This window comes from Phytohabitans sp. LJ34, from assembly GCF_052068095.1.
Classification (GTDB): Bacteria; Actinomycetota; Actinomycetes; order Mycobacteriales; family Micromonosporaceae; genus Phytohabitans.
This window is the reverse complement of the sequence record NZ_JBQHDG010000008.1, coordinates 84,065-102,157: the sequence shown is the minus strand read 5'-3', so window position 1 is coordinate 102,157 and position 18,093 is coordinate 84,065. Positions and strand designations below refer to the sequence as shown.

Genomic DNA, 18,093 nt, shown 5'->3' with positions numbered 1-18,093 from the left:
GCGCGGGGCGGGTGCCGTGCCACGCTGGACCGATGTCACTGACGATGGGGAGCGGCCCGTTCGGCCACGCGCCGGCCGGCGTGTTCGCACCCGGCATGGTGCTGATCGACCCCTACCCGCGGCGCATGCGCGGCGTCCTCGACGGCGAGACGATCGTCGACTCCACGCGCGGCCAGCTCGTGCACGAGCCCGGGCGGCTGCCACGGTGCTTCTTCCCGCCCTCCGACGTGCGCACCGACCTGTTCGTCTCCGGCCCGGCCGGCGTGCCCTCCGCGGCCCTCGGCGAGAGCCAGGTGTGGGACCTGCGGCTGGGCGACCGGCTCGTCGAGCGGGCCGCGCTCGCCTACCCGTCGCCGCCGGCCGAGGCCGCGCGCCTCGCCGGCCACATCGCCCTGTACTGGCGGGCGATGGACCAGTGGTACGAGGAGGACATGCCGGCGCTCGCGCACATCCGCGACCCGTACCACCGCGTGGACGCGCTCCCGTCGTCCCGCCACGTGCGGGTCAGCCTCGACGGGGTGACGCTGGCCGAGAGCGAGCGGGCGGTGGTCGTCTACGAGACCGGCCTGGTGCCCCGGTGGTACTTCCCGCGCGCGGACGTGCGCGTCGAGCTGGAGCCGAGCGACTACGCGTCGCGGTGCGCGTACAAGGGCGAGGCGTCCTACTGGTCGGTGGTGGTCGGCGACACCCCGCACGTCAACCTGGCGTGGACGTACCGCGAGCCCCGCCACGACGCCGCGCTCACCAGGGACCGGGTGGCGTTCTTCAACGAGCGCGTCGACGTGGATCTCGCCGGGGCGCGCGAGGAGCGCCCCGGCGGCCCGTGGGCCGACCCCGACTGGTGGCGCGACAAGACGTTCGAGGGTGATCTCTGACCGCGGCCGTTTGTGCCCCTGGCGGGCGGGAAACCGCACGCGATGAGCCACAGATTCGTCGCTCGTACGCTCTTCGTCGCCGCCACCGCCGCGGCGATGATCGGCACCCCGGCGCTTTCCGCGGCCGCCGCCCGCGGCACCGAGGTTTTCGTGGAGGTGACGCCGAGCACCGTGCAGGCCGGCGACCAGGTGCACATCCAGGCCAGCTGCGACGGCAACGACCGGCAGGCGCGGGTGCGCTCGGACGCGTTCGGCCAGGTCTCGGTGCGGCCGGACAACGGCCTGCTCACCGGCACCGCGACGGTGCCCGACCGCAAGCCGCCGAACACCTACGACGTCGTCCTGAACTGCCCCAACAACGTCACCGCCAACACCACGGTCACCGTCGTCAACATGAGCAAGGCCACCCGTGGTCCGGCCACCGGCGCCGGGGGTACCGCCGGCGGTGGCGTCAGCCCGTTCGTCCTGACCGGCGGCCTGGGCGTTGTCGCGGTGGGCGCCGGGGTCGCGCTGATCGTGCGCGGTCGGCGCGCCGGATCCGGCGGCTGAGCCGGCCGCGCGTGGCCGGAAGCGACGACCGGCGGTGGCCGGGCGCCGAGGCCGTCGTGAGCGCGGCTGTCGGGATCGGCCGCGAGGCGGCTCGCGCCAGCCTGGGCTCGGCGCCGGCCGGGACACCCGCCGGCGGGCAGCGGACGCAGAAGCCGCCGGTCCGCGAGCGACCGGAGAAGCCGCCGGTCCCCGAGCGACCGGAGAAGCCGCCGGTCCCCGAGCGGACGGTGAAGTCGCCGGTCCCTGACCGCACGGTGAAGTCGCCGGTCCGTGACCGCACGGTGAAGTCGCCGGTCCCTGACCGCGCGGAGGGGCGGCGGACGGCGCCTGCCGGGGAGCGCCCGGCGCCCGGTCGCCGGGCTGAACGCGGCCCCAGGCACGCCGCGCCGGGCGCGGCCGTCGCGGTGTCGCGAGTGGAGGGTGCGGGGAGACACGCCGCCCCGGAGCCCGCACCCGCGCCACCTGCGGCGCCCGCGCCTGCCTTCGCTCGCCGCCGCCGGCCGTTGCGGAGCGCGGCCCGGCGGATCGGCGGGCCCGACTGGGGGCTGCGCCTCGTGTTCTCGCTGGTCGCCGCGCTCATGCTGCTGACCGTCACGGGCTTCGCCTTCGAGCGCCTCACCGGCGTCGACGTGCTGCCGGACGGGCCGCCCGCCCGCTTCTGGCCCGCGCCGCGCGACTTCCCGGTGCTCGACCGCAGCCTGCCGGTGAGCATCCGGGCCAGGTCCGTCCGGATTGACGCCCAGGTGCACCGGGTCGGGAACACGCCGAGCGGCGCCATCGACGTACCCACCGGCGGCCGGTTCGACGAGGCGGGCTGGTACGACAAGGGGCCCACCCCCGGCGAGTACGGCCCGGCGGTGATCGTCGGCCACGTCGACAGCGGCACCGGGCCGTCGGTCTTCCACAAGCTGTCGCGCCTGCGGCCCGGCAACCGCGTCGAGGTCACCCGCGCGGACGGTTCGGTCGCGGTCTTCGAGGTGAACTCCGTCAAGCGCTTCGACCGCGACAACCTCCCCGCCGACCAGGTGTTCGGCGACTTCAGCCGCCCCGCGCTGCGCCTCATCACCTGCGGCGGCCGGTGGGTGGGCGGCACCACCGGCTACGCCGACAACGTCGTCGTGTTCGCCTCTCTGGTGAAGGCACGCTGAGGCGTCAGCGCTGGTACACCACCTTGCCTCCCACCATCGTGAGCACGGGGCGGATGCGCTTGACGTCCTCCTCCGGCACCGAGAAGTAGTCGCGGTCGAGCACCACAAGGTCGGCGAGCTTGCCCTGCTCGATCGAGCCGATCTTGTCTTCCATGTTGAGGTGCCAGGCGTTGTTCGCCGTGAACATCCGCAGCGCCTCGACCCGGGTGATCCGCTCGGCCTCGTTGATCTGGTCGCCGAGCGCGTTGCGGCCGGTGACCGCGAAGTACAGGCCGAAGAACGGGTTGAGCGGCGCGATGTGCACGCCGTCCATGTGGATGCCGGCGTGCGGGATGCCACTGTCCAGGATGGAGCGGAACGGCGAGCCGCTGGCACCCGCCGTGCCGCTCGGGTAGCGGAACGTGCCGACCTGCACGCTGCCGCCGAGCGCGGCCAGCCGGGCCAGGAGGTCCCGGGTCACAAACGGTACATGGTGGACGGTCCAGCGCAGGTCCTTGATGCCGAACTCGGCGTCGACCGCCTCGTACGCCGCCACGATGTTTTCGAACTGGGCGAGGCTGAGCGCCCGGTTCGTGTTGCGCCACCCGGCCTGCGCGATGACCCGCTGCGCCTCCAGCCACGCCGCGCCGGAGCCGTCGCCGGGCGCGCCCCACTCACCGATCGCGCCGGTCATCAGCATGTCGTCGCCGAACAGCGGGAAGACGTTGCGCAGCCGCTCCTTCAGCTCGGGCAGGGCGATGTCGTTCTGGTTGTGCAGGAAGTTGGTCTGTAGCCGCACGATCGCGTCGCCGTCGGCGTGCACGGCCAGCCACGGGTCGTACATGCGGTAGTGGTCCAGGTTGGACAGGCTCTGCGTCGGGGTGAGCGGGCCGGGCGAGGGGAAGAGCACCTGGTCGAGCGAGGCGGTGAGGCCGACGCTGGCCGAGTACGCCATCGCGTCCCGGGTGCTTCGCTTCTTGTCCTCGAACGTCTGCCGCACCCGCAGGTGGTACAGCGCGGTGGTGGACTGGGCACCGGCCGCGATCGTGCCGTCCGCGGCGACCACGACGGGGATCGACGCGGTCTCCAGGAACGCCTTGCCGAGGCTGTTCGTCCGCGCCGGCCCGCTGAAGCTCTGGAACAGCAGCACCGGCCGGTCGGGTACGGCCTCGTCGAGCTCGGCGAGCGTGGGCACCCGGCGTTCGGCGAACATGTTGGGGTGCCAGCCGCCCATCGCGGTGACGAACTCGCCGGGCGGCACGCCGCGCCGCCGCTTGGCGAGCATCTGCTGGATCTCGGCGATGTCGCGGGCGTTTTCGATGACGACGTGGTAGCCGGGGCGGTTGGCCAGGCTGACGATATGGACGTGGCCCTCGATGATGCCCGGCACGACCGTGCGGCCGCGCAGGTCGATCACCTTCAGGCCGGGCCCACCGCGCGGGACACCCCGCCCGACCGCGGCGAAGGCGCCGTCCTCGACGAGCACCGCGTCGACGACCGAGTCGCGCTTGTCCATCGTGTGGATGCGTCCGTTGACGAGTGCCGTGCGGTCGGGCGAGCCGTGCGCCGAGGCGGCTGCGGGAGTCGCGACCACGCCGGCCACGCCGACCGCGGCGCCGGTCTTCAACAGGTTTCTCCGGCCGAGTCCGGGCATGGCGGTATCACCGTCTCTGTGCATTGTGAACGCTCCTTAGTGGTCAGATGCCCAGCACGCTGCGCTGGACGGTGTCGCTGGCGCGCAGCTCGGCCGAGGTGCCGCTGCCGGCCACCCGCCCCTCGGCGAGCAGGTAGCCGCGGCCGGCGGCCTCCAGGGCGCGGTCGACGTCCTGCTCGACGAGCAGCACGCTCACCCCCTGGGCGTTGACGGCTTCGATCGCCTCGAACACCTCGTCGGTCATCACCGGGGCCAGCCCGAGCGACGGCTCGTCGAGCAGCAGCAGCGTTGGCTTGGCCATCAGGGCCCGCCCGATCGCCAGCATCTGCTGCTCGCCGCCGCTCAGGCTGCCGGCGAGCTGGCCGGTGCGCTGTCGCAGCCGGGGAAAGACGTCGTAGACCCGGTCGAGGCTCTGGCGGTACCCGGCGCGGGCGGCGCGGCGGTACGCGCCGAGGCAGAGGTTGTCGTAGACGGACATGGCCGGGAAGACCCGACGGCCCTCGGGCACGACGGCGACGCCGTGCGCGCAGACCTTGTGCGCGGGCAGGTGGGCGATGCCGGTGCCGCCCACCGCGATCGTGCCGCGGCGCTTGGCGTGCAGCCCGGCGACCGCGTTGACGAGTGTGGACTTGCCGGCGCCGTTGGTGCCGAGCACCGCGACGGTCTCTCCATCGTGGACGTCCATCGTGACGCCCCACAGCGCCTGCGCGTCGCCGTAGAAGGCGTCCAGGTCGCGGATCTCAAGCATGGGCACGCTTCCCCAGGTAGGCCCGGACGACGGCCGGGTCGGCGAGCACCTCGCGCGGGTCGCCGTCGGCGAGGCGGGTGCCCCGGTCGAGGACGACGACGCGGGTGGCGAGCTGGTTCACCACCCGCAGGAGGTGTTCGACGATCACGATGGAGACGCCGGAGCGGTGCACGCGGCGGATCACCTCGACCGCGTTGTCGATCTCGGCGGGGTTGAGTCCGGCGAGCGCCTCGTCGAGCAGGAGCACCTTCGGGTCGGCGGCCAGGGCGCGGGCGATCTCCAGCAGCTGGCGCTGGTGGAGGTTGAGCTTGTCCGGGTACGCGCCGGCCAGGTGACCGAGGCCGACGACGTCGAGCGGGCCGGCGGCGTCCCGCCGGGCGGTCGCGAGGGAGCGCGGGGAGCGGCCGAACATGATGGCCATCGCGACGTTGTCCCGCACGGTCATCGAGGTGAACGGGCGGGGGATCTGGTACGTGCGGGCGACACCCGCGTGGGCGACCCGGTGCGGCGGCAGCTTGGCGAGGTCGTTCCCGGCGATGTGGACGCTGCCCCGGGTGGGGCGGAGGGTGCCGGAGAGGATGCTGACGAGGGTGGTCTTTCCGGAGCCGTTCGGCCCGACGAGCCCGACGATTTCGCCCTCCCGCACGGTGAGCGAGACGTCTTCGAGGGCGCGGACACCGCCGAAGTAGCGGGCCACGTTCCGGCATTCGACGAGGACGTCGCCGATCTCCGGGGGCTCCGACAACACCGCTGGGACGGGCGATGCCGGCTCGGCGGCCGGAGCGGGAGGCGGGGACGCGCGACGGATCGGAAGCAGCGCCACCACCGTCGCCGCCAGCAGGCCGGCCAGGATCGCGTCGAGCGGCTCGCCCGGCAGCCAGACCGCCGCGGTCACCACCACGGCCGTCCCGAGCGCCAGCAGGGGGCGGGCGCGGAGCCTCGCGTACACGCCCTCGGGGGCGAGCACCACCAGCACGACGAGGATCGCGCCGAGCACGATGAGCTGCCACTCGCCGAGCCCGGAGGCGGTGAGCCGGTCCTGGAGCAGCACGACGAGCGCCACCCCCACGACCGGGCCGAACCAGTGTGTCCGTCCCCCCAGGACGCTCATCACGATGACGAAGAGCGGCACGGTGAGGTGGAAGACGCTGTCCACCGCGACGAAGCCGATCTGGAGCGCGAAGAGGCTGCCGCCTACGCCACCGATGACGGCACTGGCCAGCAGCGCCAGCATCTTGTACCGGAACGTGGGCACGCCCAAGCCCTCGGCCACGTCTTCGGCGTCGCGCACCGAGGCGAGCGCCCAGCCGAAGCGGGATTGCCGCATCAGGTACGCGACGAGCACCGCGAGCGCGGCGACGAGCAGGTTGAGCAGGTACAGGAAGTCCTGGAAGAGCCCGAGCCCTTCGGGGAAGGGCGGCACCGACACGATGATGCCCTGCCCGCCGTCGATGTCCGAGTTGATCCGGGCGAGCGACGCGAGGATGAACGGCACGGCGAGCGTGAGCAGCGCGAAGATCTCCCCGCGCAGCGACCGCAGCCGGAACGCGATGGCCCCGATCGCGAGCGCCAGCAACGCGCTCAGGCAGGCGGCCACGAGGATCGTCACGTAGAAGCTGACCCCGTGGCGTCCGAAGAGGACGGCGGTGCTGTACGCGCCGATGCCCACGTACGCCGCCTGGCCGAAGCTGAAGTATCCACTGTAGCCGGACAGGATGTTCCAGCTCGTCGCCTGCGTGACCCAGAAGAGCATGAGGGTGAGCAGCGCGAGGTAGAAGAGCGGGAAGCCGAGCGTCACCCGGTACAGCGACAGGCAGGCCAGCGCCGCCACCACGAGCGGAAAGCCGACGGCGAAACGGCGGCTCACCGGTGGGCTCCCGCCATCGTGAAGAGGCCCTGCGGCCGCAGGATCAGCGCGAGGACGATCGCGGAGAAGAGCACGAACGGCGCCGTCGCCGGGGAGAGCACGACCGACACGACGCTGGAGAGCAGCCCGACGAGTACACCGGCGGCGAGCGTGCCGACGAGGTGCCCGATGCCGCCGAGGATAACCACCGCGAACACCGTGCCGAACCACTCGAACGCGGTCGACGGGGTCAGGGAGTTGCCGAGCGAGAAGAGCATCCCGGCCACCGCCGCCGTGGCTCCGGTGACGGCGGCGAGGAGTACCCCGATCCTCCGGTGGTCGATCCCGAACGCGGCGGCGATCGGCCGGTCCTCGGCGTACGCGCGCAACGCCCGCCCGACGAACGTGCGTCGCAGCACGAGGTGCGCGCCGCCAATGACGAGCACCGCGATCGCGAACGCCAGCAGCGTCGGCACCGGGAAGACGAAGCGCCCCAACCGCAGCGACTCGGTCGCGTACGGGTTTACCTCCGCCGCCATCCGCTGGAAGTCAGCGCTCCACAGGTTGCTGACCGACTGCACGACCACGATGAGCAGGCCGAAGGTGATCAGCAGCGAGTTGAGCTCGGAGACGCGCAGGTAGTCGAAGGCCCACTGGAGCGCGCCGCCGAGCACGAACATCGCCGGCACGCTCACCACCAGCGTGACGAGCGGGTTGACCCGCCACGCGGTGGCGAGCTCGAACGTGAGGTACGCGCCGAGCAGGATCATGCCGAAGTGGGCCAGGTTGATGATGCGCAGCACGCCCCAGGTCACCGAGACGCCGGCGGCCATCAACGCGTACAGCCCGCCCAGCAGGATCCCGCTCAGCGCGGCTTGGATCGTGGTCATGGTGTGGGGCCGCGGAGCTGAGCGGCCGCCCGGTCGGCGGGCCACACGGTCACCCAGTCACCGTTCTGGATCTGCTTGATGGTCTGGGTGGTCGGCCAGAAGTTGTTCTGCGCCGGGTCGAACGCCAGGTGGCCGCTGAACGTCGTGTCGGCACCCTTCGCGTGCAGCGCCTCGCACATCTTCGTCTGGTCGGTGTCGCCGGCGCCCTTGACCGCCGAGGTGAGGATCTCCCAGGCGTTCCAGGAGGCGGCGGCTTGCGTCTCGAAGACCGTGTACGGCAGCTTGGCCGTCGTGGCACGGGCCTTGAACTCGTTCACGATCGTCGTCGCGTCGCCGCCGAGCTTGTCCAATGTGGCCTTGTTCGGCTCGAAGATGCTCACCGACAGCAGCCCGTCCGAGGTCGCGCCGAGGCCGAGCGGCGGTCCGGGCGCCGGGAAGAGGCTGAACATCATCGGCGGTTTGTAGTTGAGCTGCGCCATCGCCTGGAGCAGGTTGACCGGGTCGACGCCGAGCCCGTTGTTGACGACCAGGTCCGGCTTGGCGTCGCGCACCCGGGCCGCGATCGGCGCCCAGTCGGTGGTCGTCGGCGGGTACCGCACCTCCAGCACCAGGTCGAGGCCCTTCTGTTTGGTGATGGAGACGGCGCCGGTCTTGTTGTCCTTGGAGCCGTACGAGACGAAGTCCGTCGAACCGTTCTGGTTGGTGAGGATCGCGATCCGCTTCGGCGGGCTGGCGAGGCTGGCGGTCGCCTCGAAGAGCTGGTTGGGTACGAACTCGTTCGGCGCCGGGCCGATAGACCAGGCCGGAAACTGGCACTCGTAGGTCAGCAGCGGCGCGATGACGGCCGTGTGCTGGGGCATCGTGTACTTGTGGCGGGCGGCCACGGCCATCGCACTCAGGATGTTGGGCGTGGCGTACGGGCCGATGATCAGGTCCACCTTGTCCTGGCTGATCAGCTGCTCGTAGAGCGTGCTCACCTTGGCCTGGTCGGACTCGTCGTCCCGCACCACCCATCGCACCGGGCGGCCGAGCAGGCCACCGGCGGCGTTGAGCCGCTCCACGTACAGCTCGCCGGCGATCTTGTGGATGGCGCCGGTGGCGGCGAACGCGCCGCTGAGCGAGAGCGTGGAGCCGACGACGATCGGGTCACCGCTCGCCGCCGGCGCGCCGCCCGCGTCGTCGGAGGGCGACTTGGACTCGCAGGCCGCGGCGGCCACGAGGAGCAAGGCGGCCGCGGCGATCATTCCCTTCTTGAACATGTTCAACGCACCTTCCCGGTGGCATGCACGATGGACCCGCCGACCACGGTCAGCTCGGACCGCACGTGGCGGATCTCGTCCTCGGGTACACGGAAGTAGTCGCGGTCGAGCACCACGACGTCGCCGAGCCGGCCGGTCTCCAGCACGCCGAGCTGGTCTTCGTCGGCCTTGCCGAGAAACCAGGTGTTGTCCCGGGTGTAGAGGTCGAGCACCTCGCGGCGGGTGATCTGCTGGCCGTCGTTGACGACGGCGCCGAGCGCGTTGCGGCCGGTGACCGCGTAGTAGGCGTGGACGAACGGGTTCATCGGGGCGATCTGCATGCCGTCCGAGCTCATGCCCGCGTGGATGCCGTTGTCGACGATCATGCGGAACGGCGGGCCCGCGGCGGTGCCGGTGCCGGCCAGGTAGCGCCAGCCGGTGAGGCTGAGGCCGCCGCCGAGCGCCTTGAGCCGGTCCACATAGTCCGGTGTGATGAACGGGACGTGCGCCACGACCCACCGGAGGTCCCTGATGGACACTTCCGCGTCGACCGCCTCGAAGCCCTCGATCTCGGTGCGGAAGTCGGTGGGGGAGAGCGAGTGCACCTCGGCCCGCCAGCCGGCGCGGGCCACCCGCCGGGCCGCCTCCAGCCAGTTGGGGCCGAGGCCGCTGGCGATGAACTCGCCGATCCCGCCGGTGCGCACCATGTCGTCGCCGAAGAACGGGAACGCGTTGCGCAGCCGCTCGGCCAGCGTCGGCAGCGCGGGGTCGGTGTCCATGTGCAGGAAGTTGATCCGCAGGCGCACGATGGCCCGCCCCTGCTCGTGCAGCTCCAGAAACGGCAGGTGCATCGTGTAGTTGTCTTCGTGCGCGGCGCCGTCGCTCGGCGTACCCGTGGATTGGAAGGCGCCCTGGTCGAGATGGGTGGTGACGCCGACGCTGGCCGCGTAGGCCATCGCGTCGAGCGTGCCCCGCCGCCGCAGCTCGGGGGTGAGCGTGCGGCGCAGCGCGAGGGTGGCCTTGCCGGTCTCGGCACCGGCGGCGATCGCGCCGTCCGCGCCGACGACCACGCCGGCCGCCTCGAAGAACGCCTTGCCGAGGGTGTTGGTCGCCGACGGACCGCTGAACCCGACCGAGACGTACGCCGGGTGGGCGGGCAGCGCGGCGTCGAGCTCGGTGAGCGTGGGCAGCCGCACCTCGCGGAACTGGTTGAAGTGGAACCCGCCGATCGTGGTGACGAACTCGCCGGCCGGCACGCCCTTCGCCCGCGCCCGGTAGGTCCGCTGCACGTCGGCGACGGAGTAGGCGTTTTCCAGCGGGGTGTGGCGGCCGGGACGGTTGCCCATCAGCACGATGTGGTTGTGGTTGTCGATGATGCCCGGGATCGCCACCCGCCCGCGCAGGTCGATCACCCGCGGGTGGTCCGGCAGCGCGCGGCGCGCGGCGCCGAGGCTGTTTCCGGTGTACGCGACGCGGCCGTCCCGGATGGCGATGGCGCGGACCACGTCGTGGTGGTCGTTCATGGTGTGGATGGCGCCGTTGTGCAGGATCAGGTCCCGCTCCGCCGGCATGCCGTGCGCGGCCGCCGGCCGGGACTGGGTCACCGCGCCGACGGCGGTGGCGGCACCGACCGCCGCGCCGGTGCGAAAGATCGTTCTTCGGGGGACGCCTTCCTGGTCAGCCTGGGTCACGGGACACCGTCCTCTCACGGGTCACGTCGCGGCTTAGTGAGTGGGGTGTAGGCGTGTGTTTCGGGTGGGGGTCAGCCCGGTTTCCGAGCTGTCTTAGGGCCGGAGTGTAAGCTGCTAGTTCACACGTGTGCAATACCACTTACACCGGTTGCGATCTTGTGAACGCCCGGACGCACGCGCCGGCCTACCCGGCGGACTGAGTGGACGCTCAGGCCCAGCGCTCGAGCACGAACCACACGCCGACGGCGGGCTCGGTGCTCTCGTTGCGGTAGGCGTGCGGGTTGGACGAGTCGAACGACACCGCGTCGCCGGCCCGCAGCTTGTGCGTCTCGAAGCCCAGCGACAGCGTCAGCTCACCGCTGATCACGAAGCCGAACTCGATGCCCGAGTGGCGCATCAGCAGCCCCGAGCTCGACGACGTGCCGCCCGGCTGGTAGGTGATGAGCAGGAACTCCACGTGCTTGTGCGGCATCCGGCCGAGCAGCTCCCAGGTGACCCCTGAGTCGAGGGTCAGCACTTCGCGCTCGTCCGGCGTGATCACCGGGCCGACCCGCTTGCCGGCCACCTCGACCGACCCGCCCGTGCCCGCCGCGGCGAGCGCCGCGGTGAGCAGCGCGGCCGTCGCCGGACCGTCCCGGACCGCGGCGGCGTCCCCGGCCGCCGCGAACGCGGGCAGCCGCACCACCTCGACCCCGTCGCCAGCCTCCGCGACCCCCGTCGCCTCCGCCGCCGCGGGCGGGTCGGCCGTCTCGCCCGCGGTCGGCGGGCCGAAGAGCTCCTCGATGGAGATGCCGAGGGCGGTGGAGATCGCGTACAGCGTGCTGACCGACGGGCTGCTCTTCTCCGTCTCGATCTGGGAGATGAGGCTCGCCGAGACGCCGATGTCGCGGGCGAGGGCGCGGATGCTGACCCCACGGCGGATGCGCTCGGCGCGCAGCCGCGCACCGATCGGGGGCACCGCCGACGCCGCCACGACCACCTCCTGATCCAGATCGTCGAGTGTAGGTTACCGTCCCACCGGCCCGATTCCGTCAAGTACCACTTAACGCGAATGCGATTCCCGCCACTCGTCGATCACGACGACCCGGACGGGTGGGGCGCGGCTCGCGCGTCCCGGGACGCCGGTCGTCCGTTGACACTGCGGCCCCGACAGTTCGACGGAGGATCGTTGAAGCCTTCCACCTGGGTCGCCGTGGTCGCCGCCGCGGCGCTGCTGCCCGGCACCGGCACGCCGGCGCGGGCGACCCCGCCCACCGGCGTCAGCGCCACAGCGACCTTCGACAGGACCGCTGGCGACACCCGCGTCGCACTGCGCCGGATCACCATCGCGCCCGGCGGCGACACCGGCTACCACTACCACGACGGACCCGTGTCGGCCGTGGTGGTGGCGGGCACGCTCACCCACTACGGCGCGGACTGCCAGGTCGACCACGTCTACCGCGAGGGCGACGTCGTACGGGAGCCGGCCGGACCCGGCAACGTCCATATCGGACGGAACGAGGGCCCGACCCCGCTGGTGCTGGACGCGCTCTACATCCTCCCGGCGGGCGCACCCTTCGCGGTGGACGCCCCCGCACCGCCCTGCGAAACCTGACCCGTCCTCGGCGACGAGAGATTTGGGCTACCGCGACGTCCGTCGTGGTCCAGACCGCTGCTCCCGCGGCCTCACCCGTCCGCCGTTGGTCGCGCTCACCCTGCGCGCAACCGGCCGGCAGGAAAGAGGGCGGGGTGACGGGCTCGAGCCAGGCGGTGGCCGCCGTTTGTCCACAATGTCTGTTCCCGGATCGGCGATCCGGGAAAGCAAGTCCTGGCCCCGGGCTGGTTACGGTGCGTCAGGATGGCGGAGGTAGCGCCCGCGAAGACCGCCTTCGGGGCTTGTCCCGCGGACCTGGCAGTGGACGGCCGGGGGTTTCGGCGAGCGCCGCGAGCCGCCGGCCGGGAACGGTGCCCGCGGGAGCAAACGGTCTACAGCTGACGCGGACGTGGGCAAATATGTCTCCGGCCACTGACGAAGGGGAAACACCCCGGATCCGAACGGTCTCTAGGGAGTTGGGCCTCTCCGGTGGGCACCGTAGACCTCATCGAAGGTCATCTCCAGCCGCCGGACGTGCCGTTTGGGGTCGGGTGACACCCCGCTATGGCTCGCGGCGCGGTGACGGTAGCGTTTGCGGGCGGCGGGTCGCCACCCCCTCAGCCGGCGGCCCGGGCCCTCTGTCCGTCGGTTTGGGAGGATGCGCATGTCCCAGCGTGGTGAGGCGGTCGCGGCGCCCGAGGGCGCGGCGTCCCAGCAGCGGTTCCAGATCACCCTTCGTGGTTACGACAAGAGTCAGGTGGACCGGTTCGTCGCGCAGGCGGAGAGCGGGATGTCCGCCGTCAAGCGGGAGCGCGACCAGGCTCTGACCCAGGTGCGCGACATGGCCGGCCAGCTGCACCAGCAGCGGGCCGAGCTCGCCGACCTGCACGCCGAGCTGACCGAGCTGCGCGACCGGCCGCGGCAGCTGGAGAAGGCGTCGTTCCGCGACCTCGGCACGATGGTCGACCAGATCATCGAGCTCGCCGAAAAGCAGGGCGAGCTGCTCGTCAACGCGGCCGCCGAGCGGGCCGCCGCCCTCGACGCGCAGGCCGAGAAGGCCCTCGCGGACGCCCGTGACCTGGCCGAGCGGGTGCGGGCCGCCGGCGAGGCCGCCCACGAGCGCAGCCTTCAGGCGGCCCAGCAGGTCGACGAGGAGGCGGCGCAGCGGGCCGAGCAGGCGCGCGCCGACGCCGAGGCGATGCTGGAGGCGGCGCGGGCGCAGGCGCAGCAGGAGATCGACACCGCCCGGGCCAACACCCGCCAGGAGCTGACCCAGTGGCAGGCCACTGTGGAGCGGGAGATCGGCGACCGGCGCACCGCCGCCGAGCGCGACCTCAACGAGCAGCTGACCGCCGCGCAGGCGAAGATGGCCGACGAGCGGTCACAGGCCGAGCAGAGCGCGGCCACCCTGCTGGCCGAGGCGCAGCAGCACGCCGCCGACATCCGGCGGCGGGCCGACGAGCAGCAGGCCTCCCACCAGCAGCAGCTCCAGATGGTGCAGCAGGAGATCCAGATGCGCCGGCAGGCGCTGGCCCAGATGCAGAGCGAGCTCGACAGCGGGCAGCAGCAGCTCACCCAGGTGCGCCACGACGGTGACGTCGCCGAGCGCGAGGTGGCCGAGCTGCTTCAGCAGCTCGGCGCGGTGCGGCAGGATCTGGCCGGCGAGCTCGACCGGCTGGAGCACGCCCGCGGCGCGGCCGACTCCGCCGAGCGGCACGCCAAGGAGGTGCGCGCCCGGGTGCAGCGCGAGGCGAAGCGGGTCGCCGACCTCGCCGCCGCCGCGGTGATGGCGGCCGCGGCCAGCAACGTGCAGACGGGGGAGTACCCGCAGGTGGGCCCGCCGCGGCAGAAGCCCGCGCCGGCCGCGGAGGAGGCGCCCGAGGCGGTGCCCGCCCCGGAGCCGGCCCATGCCGCCGAGCCGGCGCCCGCCCCCGCCCCCGCCCCCGTGCCGGCGCCCGCGCGCAGCCTCTTCGAGCCGGGCCCGCGCAACGGCCAGGTCGAGCCGGACCGCGACGGCGAGCACCGAAACGGCGCGGTGCCGGCGCAGCCCGGACACCGGGCGGCCGAGTAGCCGAGCCCTGGTGCGGAGGGCGACCCCTCCGCACCGGGGACTTCTCTCTTAGCTGGCGGAGCAGGTCGGCGTCATGCCGGTGCCGACCCCCGTGCCCTGGAAGCCGAACTCCGTCGTCTGCCCGGCGGCGATGCGGCCGTTGTAGCTCACGTTCGTGAAGGTGACCGGGCCGCTGTTGCCGCTGCGGTTGGCGCTCCACGCGTTGGTGACAGCGGCGCCGGACGGCAGCGTCATCGACACCGACCAGCCGTTGGTGCCGCTGGAGCCGGCGGTCACCCGCACGGTGGCGACGAAGCCGCCCTGCCACGAGTTGAGCGAGACGGTGGCGGTGCAGCCGCCCGGGCCCTGCGTCGGCGGGGTGGTGGGCGGCGTGGTCGGCGGGGTCGTCGGCGGCCGCGAGGTGGGGGCGGTCGTCGGCGGGGTGGTCGGGGGGACGCCGTTGTTCAGCTCGGCGAGCACCGCGTCGTAGGCCGGCTTCTTCTGGCCGCTGCCGTTGAACAGCAGCGGTGCCTCACCCGAGCGCCACGAGTCCGAGTCGCGGACGCCCCACACCGTGATGCCCTTGCACCGCGCGACCGCCATGCAGTCCCGGACCGTGTTGCGGTACGCGTCGGCCGGCGCGTTGCGGATGTCGAGCTCGGTGATGTGCACGTCGACGCCGAGCGCCGCGAAGCTGGACAGCGTGGTGCGGTAGTTGCTCGGGTAGTTCGAGCCACCGGTGAAGTGCGACTGGAGGCCGACGCAGTCGATCGGCACGCCGCGCTGCTTGAAGTCCTGCACCATCCGGTACACGGCCTGGGTCTTGGCGTCGGTCCAGTTGTCGATGTTGTAGTCGTTGTAGCAGAGCAGCGCGTTGGGGTCGGCGGCGTCGGCGGTGCGGAACGCCACCTCGATCCAGTCGTTGCCGGTCCGCTGGAGGTTGGAGTCGCGGCGCGCGCCGCTGCCGCCGTCCGCGAACGCCTCGTTGACCACGTCCCACGCGAACACCTGGCCGCGGAAGTGGGTGGCGACCTGGGTGATGTGGTTGTTCATGGCGTTGCGCAGGGCGGTGCCGGACAGGCTCTGCATCCACGGGGGCTGCTGCGAGTGCCAGGCCAGCGTGTGGCCGCGCACCGACATGCCCTGCGAGCGGGCGTGCTGGACGATCCGGTCCGCGTTGCCGTAGCTGAACTGGTTCTGGTTCGGCTCGGTCGCGTCGATCTTCATCTCGTTTTCGGGCGTGACCTGGTTGAACTCGCGGTTCAGGATGGTCACGTACGCCGAGTCGCTGAGCTTGTTGGCCGGGACCGCCGTGCCGAAGAAGCGGCCGGTCTGCGCCGCGGAAGCGCCGAGCGTGGTCGCGGCCGTGGCGGTGCCCGCCATCACCATCGTCATCGCCGCCGCGGCGGCCAGGCCGGCCGCGACCACCGACCAGGTCGCGGCTATCCGCGTCCGCTTCCGCCGGAGTTGCTGTGTCATCGTTGCCTCTTTCGCACGTGGGGTGGGTGCCGCGATGGCACGGGGGGCCACGCGACCATGTGGGGACCGTCCCGCGCGCGTCTGCCCGCGCCGGGGACGGCGACATCGGCCGGGGTGCCACTCCGCCAGGCCCGTTGTGCTCGATCCGCACGACTGTCCGGACCACCGGCCCGGATCCAGCTCAGGTTACGGAAGATTTCCGGTAAATCCAAGCCCTCCGATGGATCACGCTGCCCTGGTGTGGCGGCCGCGTTCGAGGACCAGCGGGAACGCGACGACGAGCACCATCGCCGCGAGCTGGAGCCCGGCGTTGACCTGCGTGCCGATCGGGACGGTGGCCAGCACGGCGGCGGCTGTCAGCAGGCGCCGCCACAGCGGCCGCACACCCAGCGCATGCCGGGTCTCCGTGACGCTTGCCAGGTATGCCGCGACGCCACCGGCCAGCGCCAGCGCCTCCGGCCAGTGCGCGTGGTCGCCGGGGTGGGCGACCGCGGCGTGGATCCCGGCCGCGGTGACCACGATGCCAAGCAGCAGCGGGACGAGCGCGAGCCCCAGCCGCACGGCCAGCCGGACCGCGGCCCCGCCCTCGGTGCGGGCCAGGGTCTCCTCGGCGGCGCCGGCGTCGGTGAAGTACGTCCACCACAGCCCCGCCGGCAGCGCCAGCGCCAGCACGACCACCGCGAGCGTGCCGGCGCCCAGGTGGTCCACGTCGACACCCATGCCGATCGCCACCACCGACTCACCCAGCGCGATGATCACCAGCAGCCCGTGTCGCTCCACCAGGTGGCCCGGGACCAGGTGGAACGAGCGGGCCGCGCCCACCCACGAGTGGCGCGGCGCCACGTAGGGCACGACCATCTGTAGGACGAGCGCCGCCACCCACAGCGCCGTCCGCGCCGCGCCGCCCGCCAAGCCGCCGGCCACGAGCAGCGCGGCGGCACAGAGGTTGTACGCCGCGAGCGGCCGCAGTCCCCGCCCGACGTCCGCCTGGGTGAAGAGCAGCAGGTGTACGCAGATCGTCACCAGGTAGCCGACCGCGAAGACGAGCCCGGTGTCGTCGAACGCGTGCGGGATGCCGACCGCGGCGATCAGCAGGCCGGCCATCCCCACGAAGAGCAGCAGCTTCTGCGCCGGCTGGCGGGGCGGCACGTGGTTGGCGAGCCAGATGTACCCGTCGAACATCCACCACAGGATCCCGAAGAGCAGCAGCACCTGCCCGACCGTGGTGAGCGTGAGGTGCTCCTCCAGGAGCCGGGTGAGCTGGGTGAGCGTGAAGACGAACACCACGTCGAAGAAGACCTCGACCGGTGTCACCTGCTGGGCCGGGCCGCCGTTGTCCCGCCACCGCGTACGCGTCATGCCAACGGAGCATAGGTACCGGCCGGCCTGAGCGGGCTTCAACCCGGGTTCCAGCCGCGTTCAGGGCGGGGCGGTTAGCGTGAACGGCGGCCCCGATGCAGGGAGGTGTCGTGGACACGGAAACGCCTGGGCAGGACGTTGACGTCGTCGTTTCCCCCGAAGAGCTCGCCGCCGGTGAGCTTTCCCCCGAAAAGGCGCGCCTGGCCACGCTGCTGCTGCACACGCGCGGCTGCGTGGTCCTGCGCGGCGCGCTGCCGTCCACAGTGGTCGGCGCGGCCGACACCGCGTTCGACGAGGTCTTCGCCGACTGCGTGGCCAGCGGTGACGGCGAGAGCCTGGAGATGGCCGGCATCACGTGCCGGGTCGGCCGCGAGTCGCAGGCGGTCTTCTGGGAGCGTAACCACCGGTGGCGCATCTTCCCCCGGCTGCGGTCACCGTTCGACAGCCCGTGGCTGCTGGCCAACCCGTTCGCGATGGGCCTGATCCGGGGCGCGCTGCGGGACGACTTCCACTGCAAGTTCGTCTCCAGCGACACGTGCCTGGCCGGCGCCGTCATCCAGTCGCCGCACCGGGAGATGGATCCGGGGCTGTCGTGGGAGCCGCGCGGATACATCGTCAACATCCCGCTGCACCGCTGCGATCTGGACAACGGTCCGTTGGAGATCTGGCCGTGCGGCAGCCACCTGTGGCGCGACGACGTGCTGCGCGGGCTCGGCTACGACGACACCGTCCAAGATGGACGCAACCCGGACTTCGAGGCGCTGGCCGCGATGTTTCCGTCGCGGCGGGTCGAGCTGGAGCCGGGCGACCTGCTGATCCGCGACCCGGCGCTGATGCACCGCGGCACGGTCAACCACACCGACAGCCCGCGCACGATGCTCGCGATCTGCTACTTCCGCGACGGCCTGACGCACAACTACGGCCAGCTCGACCTCAACCTCGACCGCGAGCTGCACGAGCGCCTCGCGCCCGAGGTGCGGCCCCTCTTCGACGGGGTGCTCCAGGCGGTGTGAT

The 18,093-nt window shown here is 72.2% G+C and carries 15 protein-coding genes; 6 read left to right on the top strand and 9 right to left on the bottom strand.

Annotated features, from left to right (window positions below; genetic code table 11):
- Window positions 1–32 precede the first annotated feature (32 nt).
- Genes ACTMTJ_RS16320 through ACTMTJ_RS16310 form a run of 3 tightly spaced genes read left to right on the top strand, consistent with a single transcriptional unit; the run spans window position 33 to window position 2,572 of the window.
- Window positions 33–875, top strand: coding sequence for a DUF427 domain-containing protein (locus ACTMTJ_RS16320; RefSeq protein WP_441217307.1), 843 nt, complete (start codon window positions 33–35; stop codon window positions 873–875).
- Between the two features lie 42 nt (window positions 876–917).
- Complete coding sequence (locus tag ACTMTJ_RS16315) at window positions 918–1,424, top strand: hypothetical protein (protein WP_441217305.1); 507 nt, start codon at window positions 918–920, stop codon at window positions 1,422–1,424.
- 56 nt (window positions 1,425–1,480) lie between these two features.
- Window positions 1,481–2,572, top strand: coding sequence for a class F sortase (locus ACTMTJ_RS16310; protein WP_441217303.1), 1,092 nt, complete (start codon window positions 1,481–1,483; stop codon window positions 2,570–2,572).
- 4 nt (window positions 2,573–2,576) lie between these two features.
- On the opposite strand, the gene ACTMTJ_RS16305 is transcribed toward ACTMTJ_RS16310, so the two are convergent.
- The 7 genes from ACTMTJ_RS16305 to ACTMTJ_RS16275 all read right to left on the bottom strand — a co-directional run bounded on the left by ACTMTJ_RS16305 (window position 2,577) and on the right by ACTMTJ_RS16275 (window position 11,591).
- On the bottom strand, window positions 2,577–4,229 hold the full coding sequence (locus ACTMTJ_RS16305; RefSeq protein ID WP_441217301.1) for an amidohydrolase: 1,653 nt from the start codon (window positions 4,227–4,229) through the stop codon (window positions 2,577–2,579).
- Window positions 4,230–4,248: 19 nt separating this feature from the next.
- Complete coding sequence (locus ACTMTJ_RS16300; RefSeq protein ID WP_441217299.1) at window positions 4,249–4,953, bottom strand: ABC transporter ATP-binding protein; 705 nt, start codon at window positions 4,951–4,953, stop codon at window positions 4,249–4,251.
- Complete coding sequence (locus ACTMTJ_RS16295; RefSeq protein WP_441217297.1) at window positions 4,946–6,820, bottom strand: branched-chain amino acid ABC transporter ATP-binding protein/permease; 1,875 nt, start codon at window positions 6,818–6,820, stop codon at window positions 4,946–4,948. Before ACTMTJ_RS16295 ends, ACTMTJ_RS16300 begins: the two co-directional genes overlap by 8 nt.
- Window positions 6,817–7,689, bottom strand: a complete 873-nt coding sequence (locus tag ACTMTJ_RS16290; protein ID WP_441217295.1) for a branched-chain amino acid ABC transporter permease — start codon at window positions 7,687–7,689, stop codon at window positions 6,817–6,819. Before ACTMTJ_RS16290 ends, ACTMTJ_RS16295 begins: the two co-directional genes overlap by 4 nt.
- Complete coding sequence (locus ACTMTJ_RS16285) at window positions 7,686–8,948, bottom strand: amino acid ABC transporter substrate-binding protein (RefSeq protein WP_441217293.1); 1,263 nt, start codon at window positions 8,946–8,948, stop codon at window positions 7,686–7,688. The genes ACTMTJ_RS16290 and ACTMTJ_RS16285 overlap by 4 nt, the downstream gene beginning before the upstream one ends.
- 2 nt (window positions 8,949–8,950) lie before the next feature.
- Window positions 8,951–10,618: an amidohydrolase gene (locus ACTMTJ_RS16280; protein WP_441217291.1), complete on the bottom strand. Its 1,668-nt coding sequence runs from the start codon at window positions 10,616–10,618 to the stop codon at window positions 8,951–8,953.
- Between the two features lie 208 nt (window positions 10,619–10,826).
- A complete protein-coding gene (locus ACTMTJ_RS16275) occupies window positions 10,827–11,591 on the bottom strand; it encodes a helix-turn-helix domain-containing protein (protein WP_441217289.1) in 765 nt (254 codons plus the stop codon).
- Between the two features lie 195 nt (window positions 11,592–11,786).
- On the opposite strand from ACTMTJ_RS16275, the gene ACTMTJ_RS16270 reads away from it, so the two are divergent.
- Both ACTMTJ_RS16270 and ACTMTJ_RS16265 read left to right on the top strand, forming a co-directional pair.
- Entirely contained in the window at window positions 11,787–12,212 is a 426-nt protein-coding gene (locus ACTMTJ_RS16270; RefSeq protein WP_441217287.1) for a cupin domain-containing protein, read from the top strand.
- A 643-nt stretch (window positions 12,213–12,855) separates the two neighbouring features.
- Window positions 12,856–14,262: a DivIVA domain-containing protein gene (locus tag ACTMTJ_RS16265; RefSeq protein WP_441217286.1), complete on the top strand. Its 1,407-nt coding sequence runs from the start codon at window positions 12,856–12,858 to the stop codon at window positions 14,260–14,262.
- A gap of 48 nt (window positions 14,263–14,310) precedes the next feature.
- Here ACTMTJ_RS16265 and ACTMTJ_RS16260 read toward each other — a convergent pair whose 3' ends face one another.
- Window positions 14,311–15,720 carry an endo-1,4-beta-xylanase gene (locus ACTMTJ_RS16260; protein WP_441217284.1) on the bottom strand — a complete coding sequence of 470 codons (1,410 nt, stop codon included), beginning with the start codon at window positions 15,718–15,720 and terminating at the stop codon, window positions 14,311–14,313.
- A 225-nt stretch (window positions 15,721–15,945) separates the two neighbouring features.
- Window positions 15,946–17,079, bottom strand: a complete 1,134-nt coding sequence (locus ACTMTJ_RS16255) for a low temperature requirement protein A (RefSeq protein ID WP_441217282.1) — start codon at window positions 17,077–17,079, stop codon at window positions 15,946–15,948.
- Window positions 17,080–17,189: 110 nt separating this feature from the next.
- Here ACTMTJ_RS16255 and ACTMTJ_RS16250 point away from each other — a divergent pair, with 110 nt between their 5' ends.
- Window positions 17,190–18,092 (top strand): phytanoyl-CoA dioxygenase family protein, encoded by a 903-nt coding sequence (locus tag ACTMTJ_RS16250; protein ID WP_441217280.1) that lies wholly within the window; start codon window positions 17,190–17,192, stop codon window positions 18,090–18,092.
- Window position 18,093: the final 1 nt, after the last annotated feature.

Excerpts from the sequence above, each read along its gene's own strand:
- ACTMTJ_RS16305 (WP_441217301.1), bottom strand. The coding sequence starts at position 4,229 with ATGCACAGAGACGGTGATACCGCCATGCCCGGACTCGGCCGGAGAAAC.
- ACTMTJ_RS16320 (WP_441217307.1), top strand. The coding sequence starts at position 33 with ATGTCACTGACGATGGGGAGCGGCCCGTTCGGCCACGCGCCGGCCGGC.
- ACTMTJ_RS16260 (WP_441217284.1), bottom strand. The coding sequence starts at position 15,720 with ATGACACAGCAACTCCGGCGGAAGCGGACGCGGATAGCCGCGACCTGG.
- ACTMTJ_RS16300 (WP_441217299.1), bottom strand. The coding sequence starts at position 4,953 with ATGCTTGAGATCCGCGACCTGGACGCCTTCTACGGCGACGCGCAGGCG.
- ACTMTJ_RS16255 (WP_441217282.1), bottom strand. The coding sequence starts at position 17,079 with ATGACGCGTACGCGGTGGCGGGACAACGGCGGCCCGGCCCAGCAGGTG.
- ACTMTJ_RS16315 (WP_441217305.1), top strand. The coding sequence starts at position 918 with ATGAGCCACAGATTCGTCGCTCGTACGCTCTTCGTCGCCGCCACCGCC.
- ACTMTJ_RS16285 (WP_441217293.1), bottom strand. The coding sequence starts at position 8,948 with ATGTTCAAGAAGGGAATGATCGCCGCGGCCGCCTTGCTCCTCGTGGCC.
- ACTMTJ_RS16290 (WP_441217295.1), bottom strand. The coding sequence starts at position 7,689 with ATGACCACGATCCAAGCCGCGCTGAGCGGGATCCTGCTGGGCGGGCTG.
- ACTMTJ_RS16265 (WP_441217286.1), top strand. The coding sequence starts at position 12,856 with ATGTCCCAGCGTGGTGAGGCGGTCGCGGCGCCCGAGGGCGCGGCGTCC.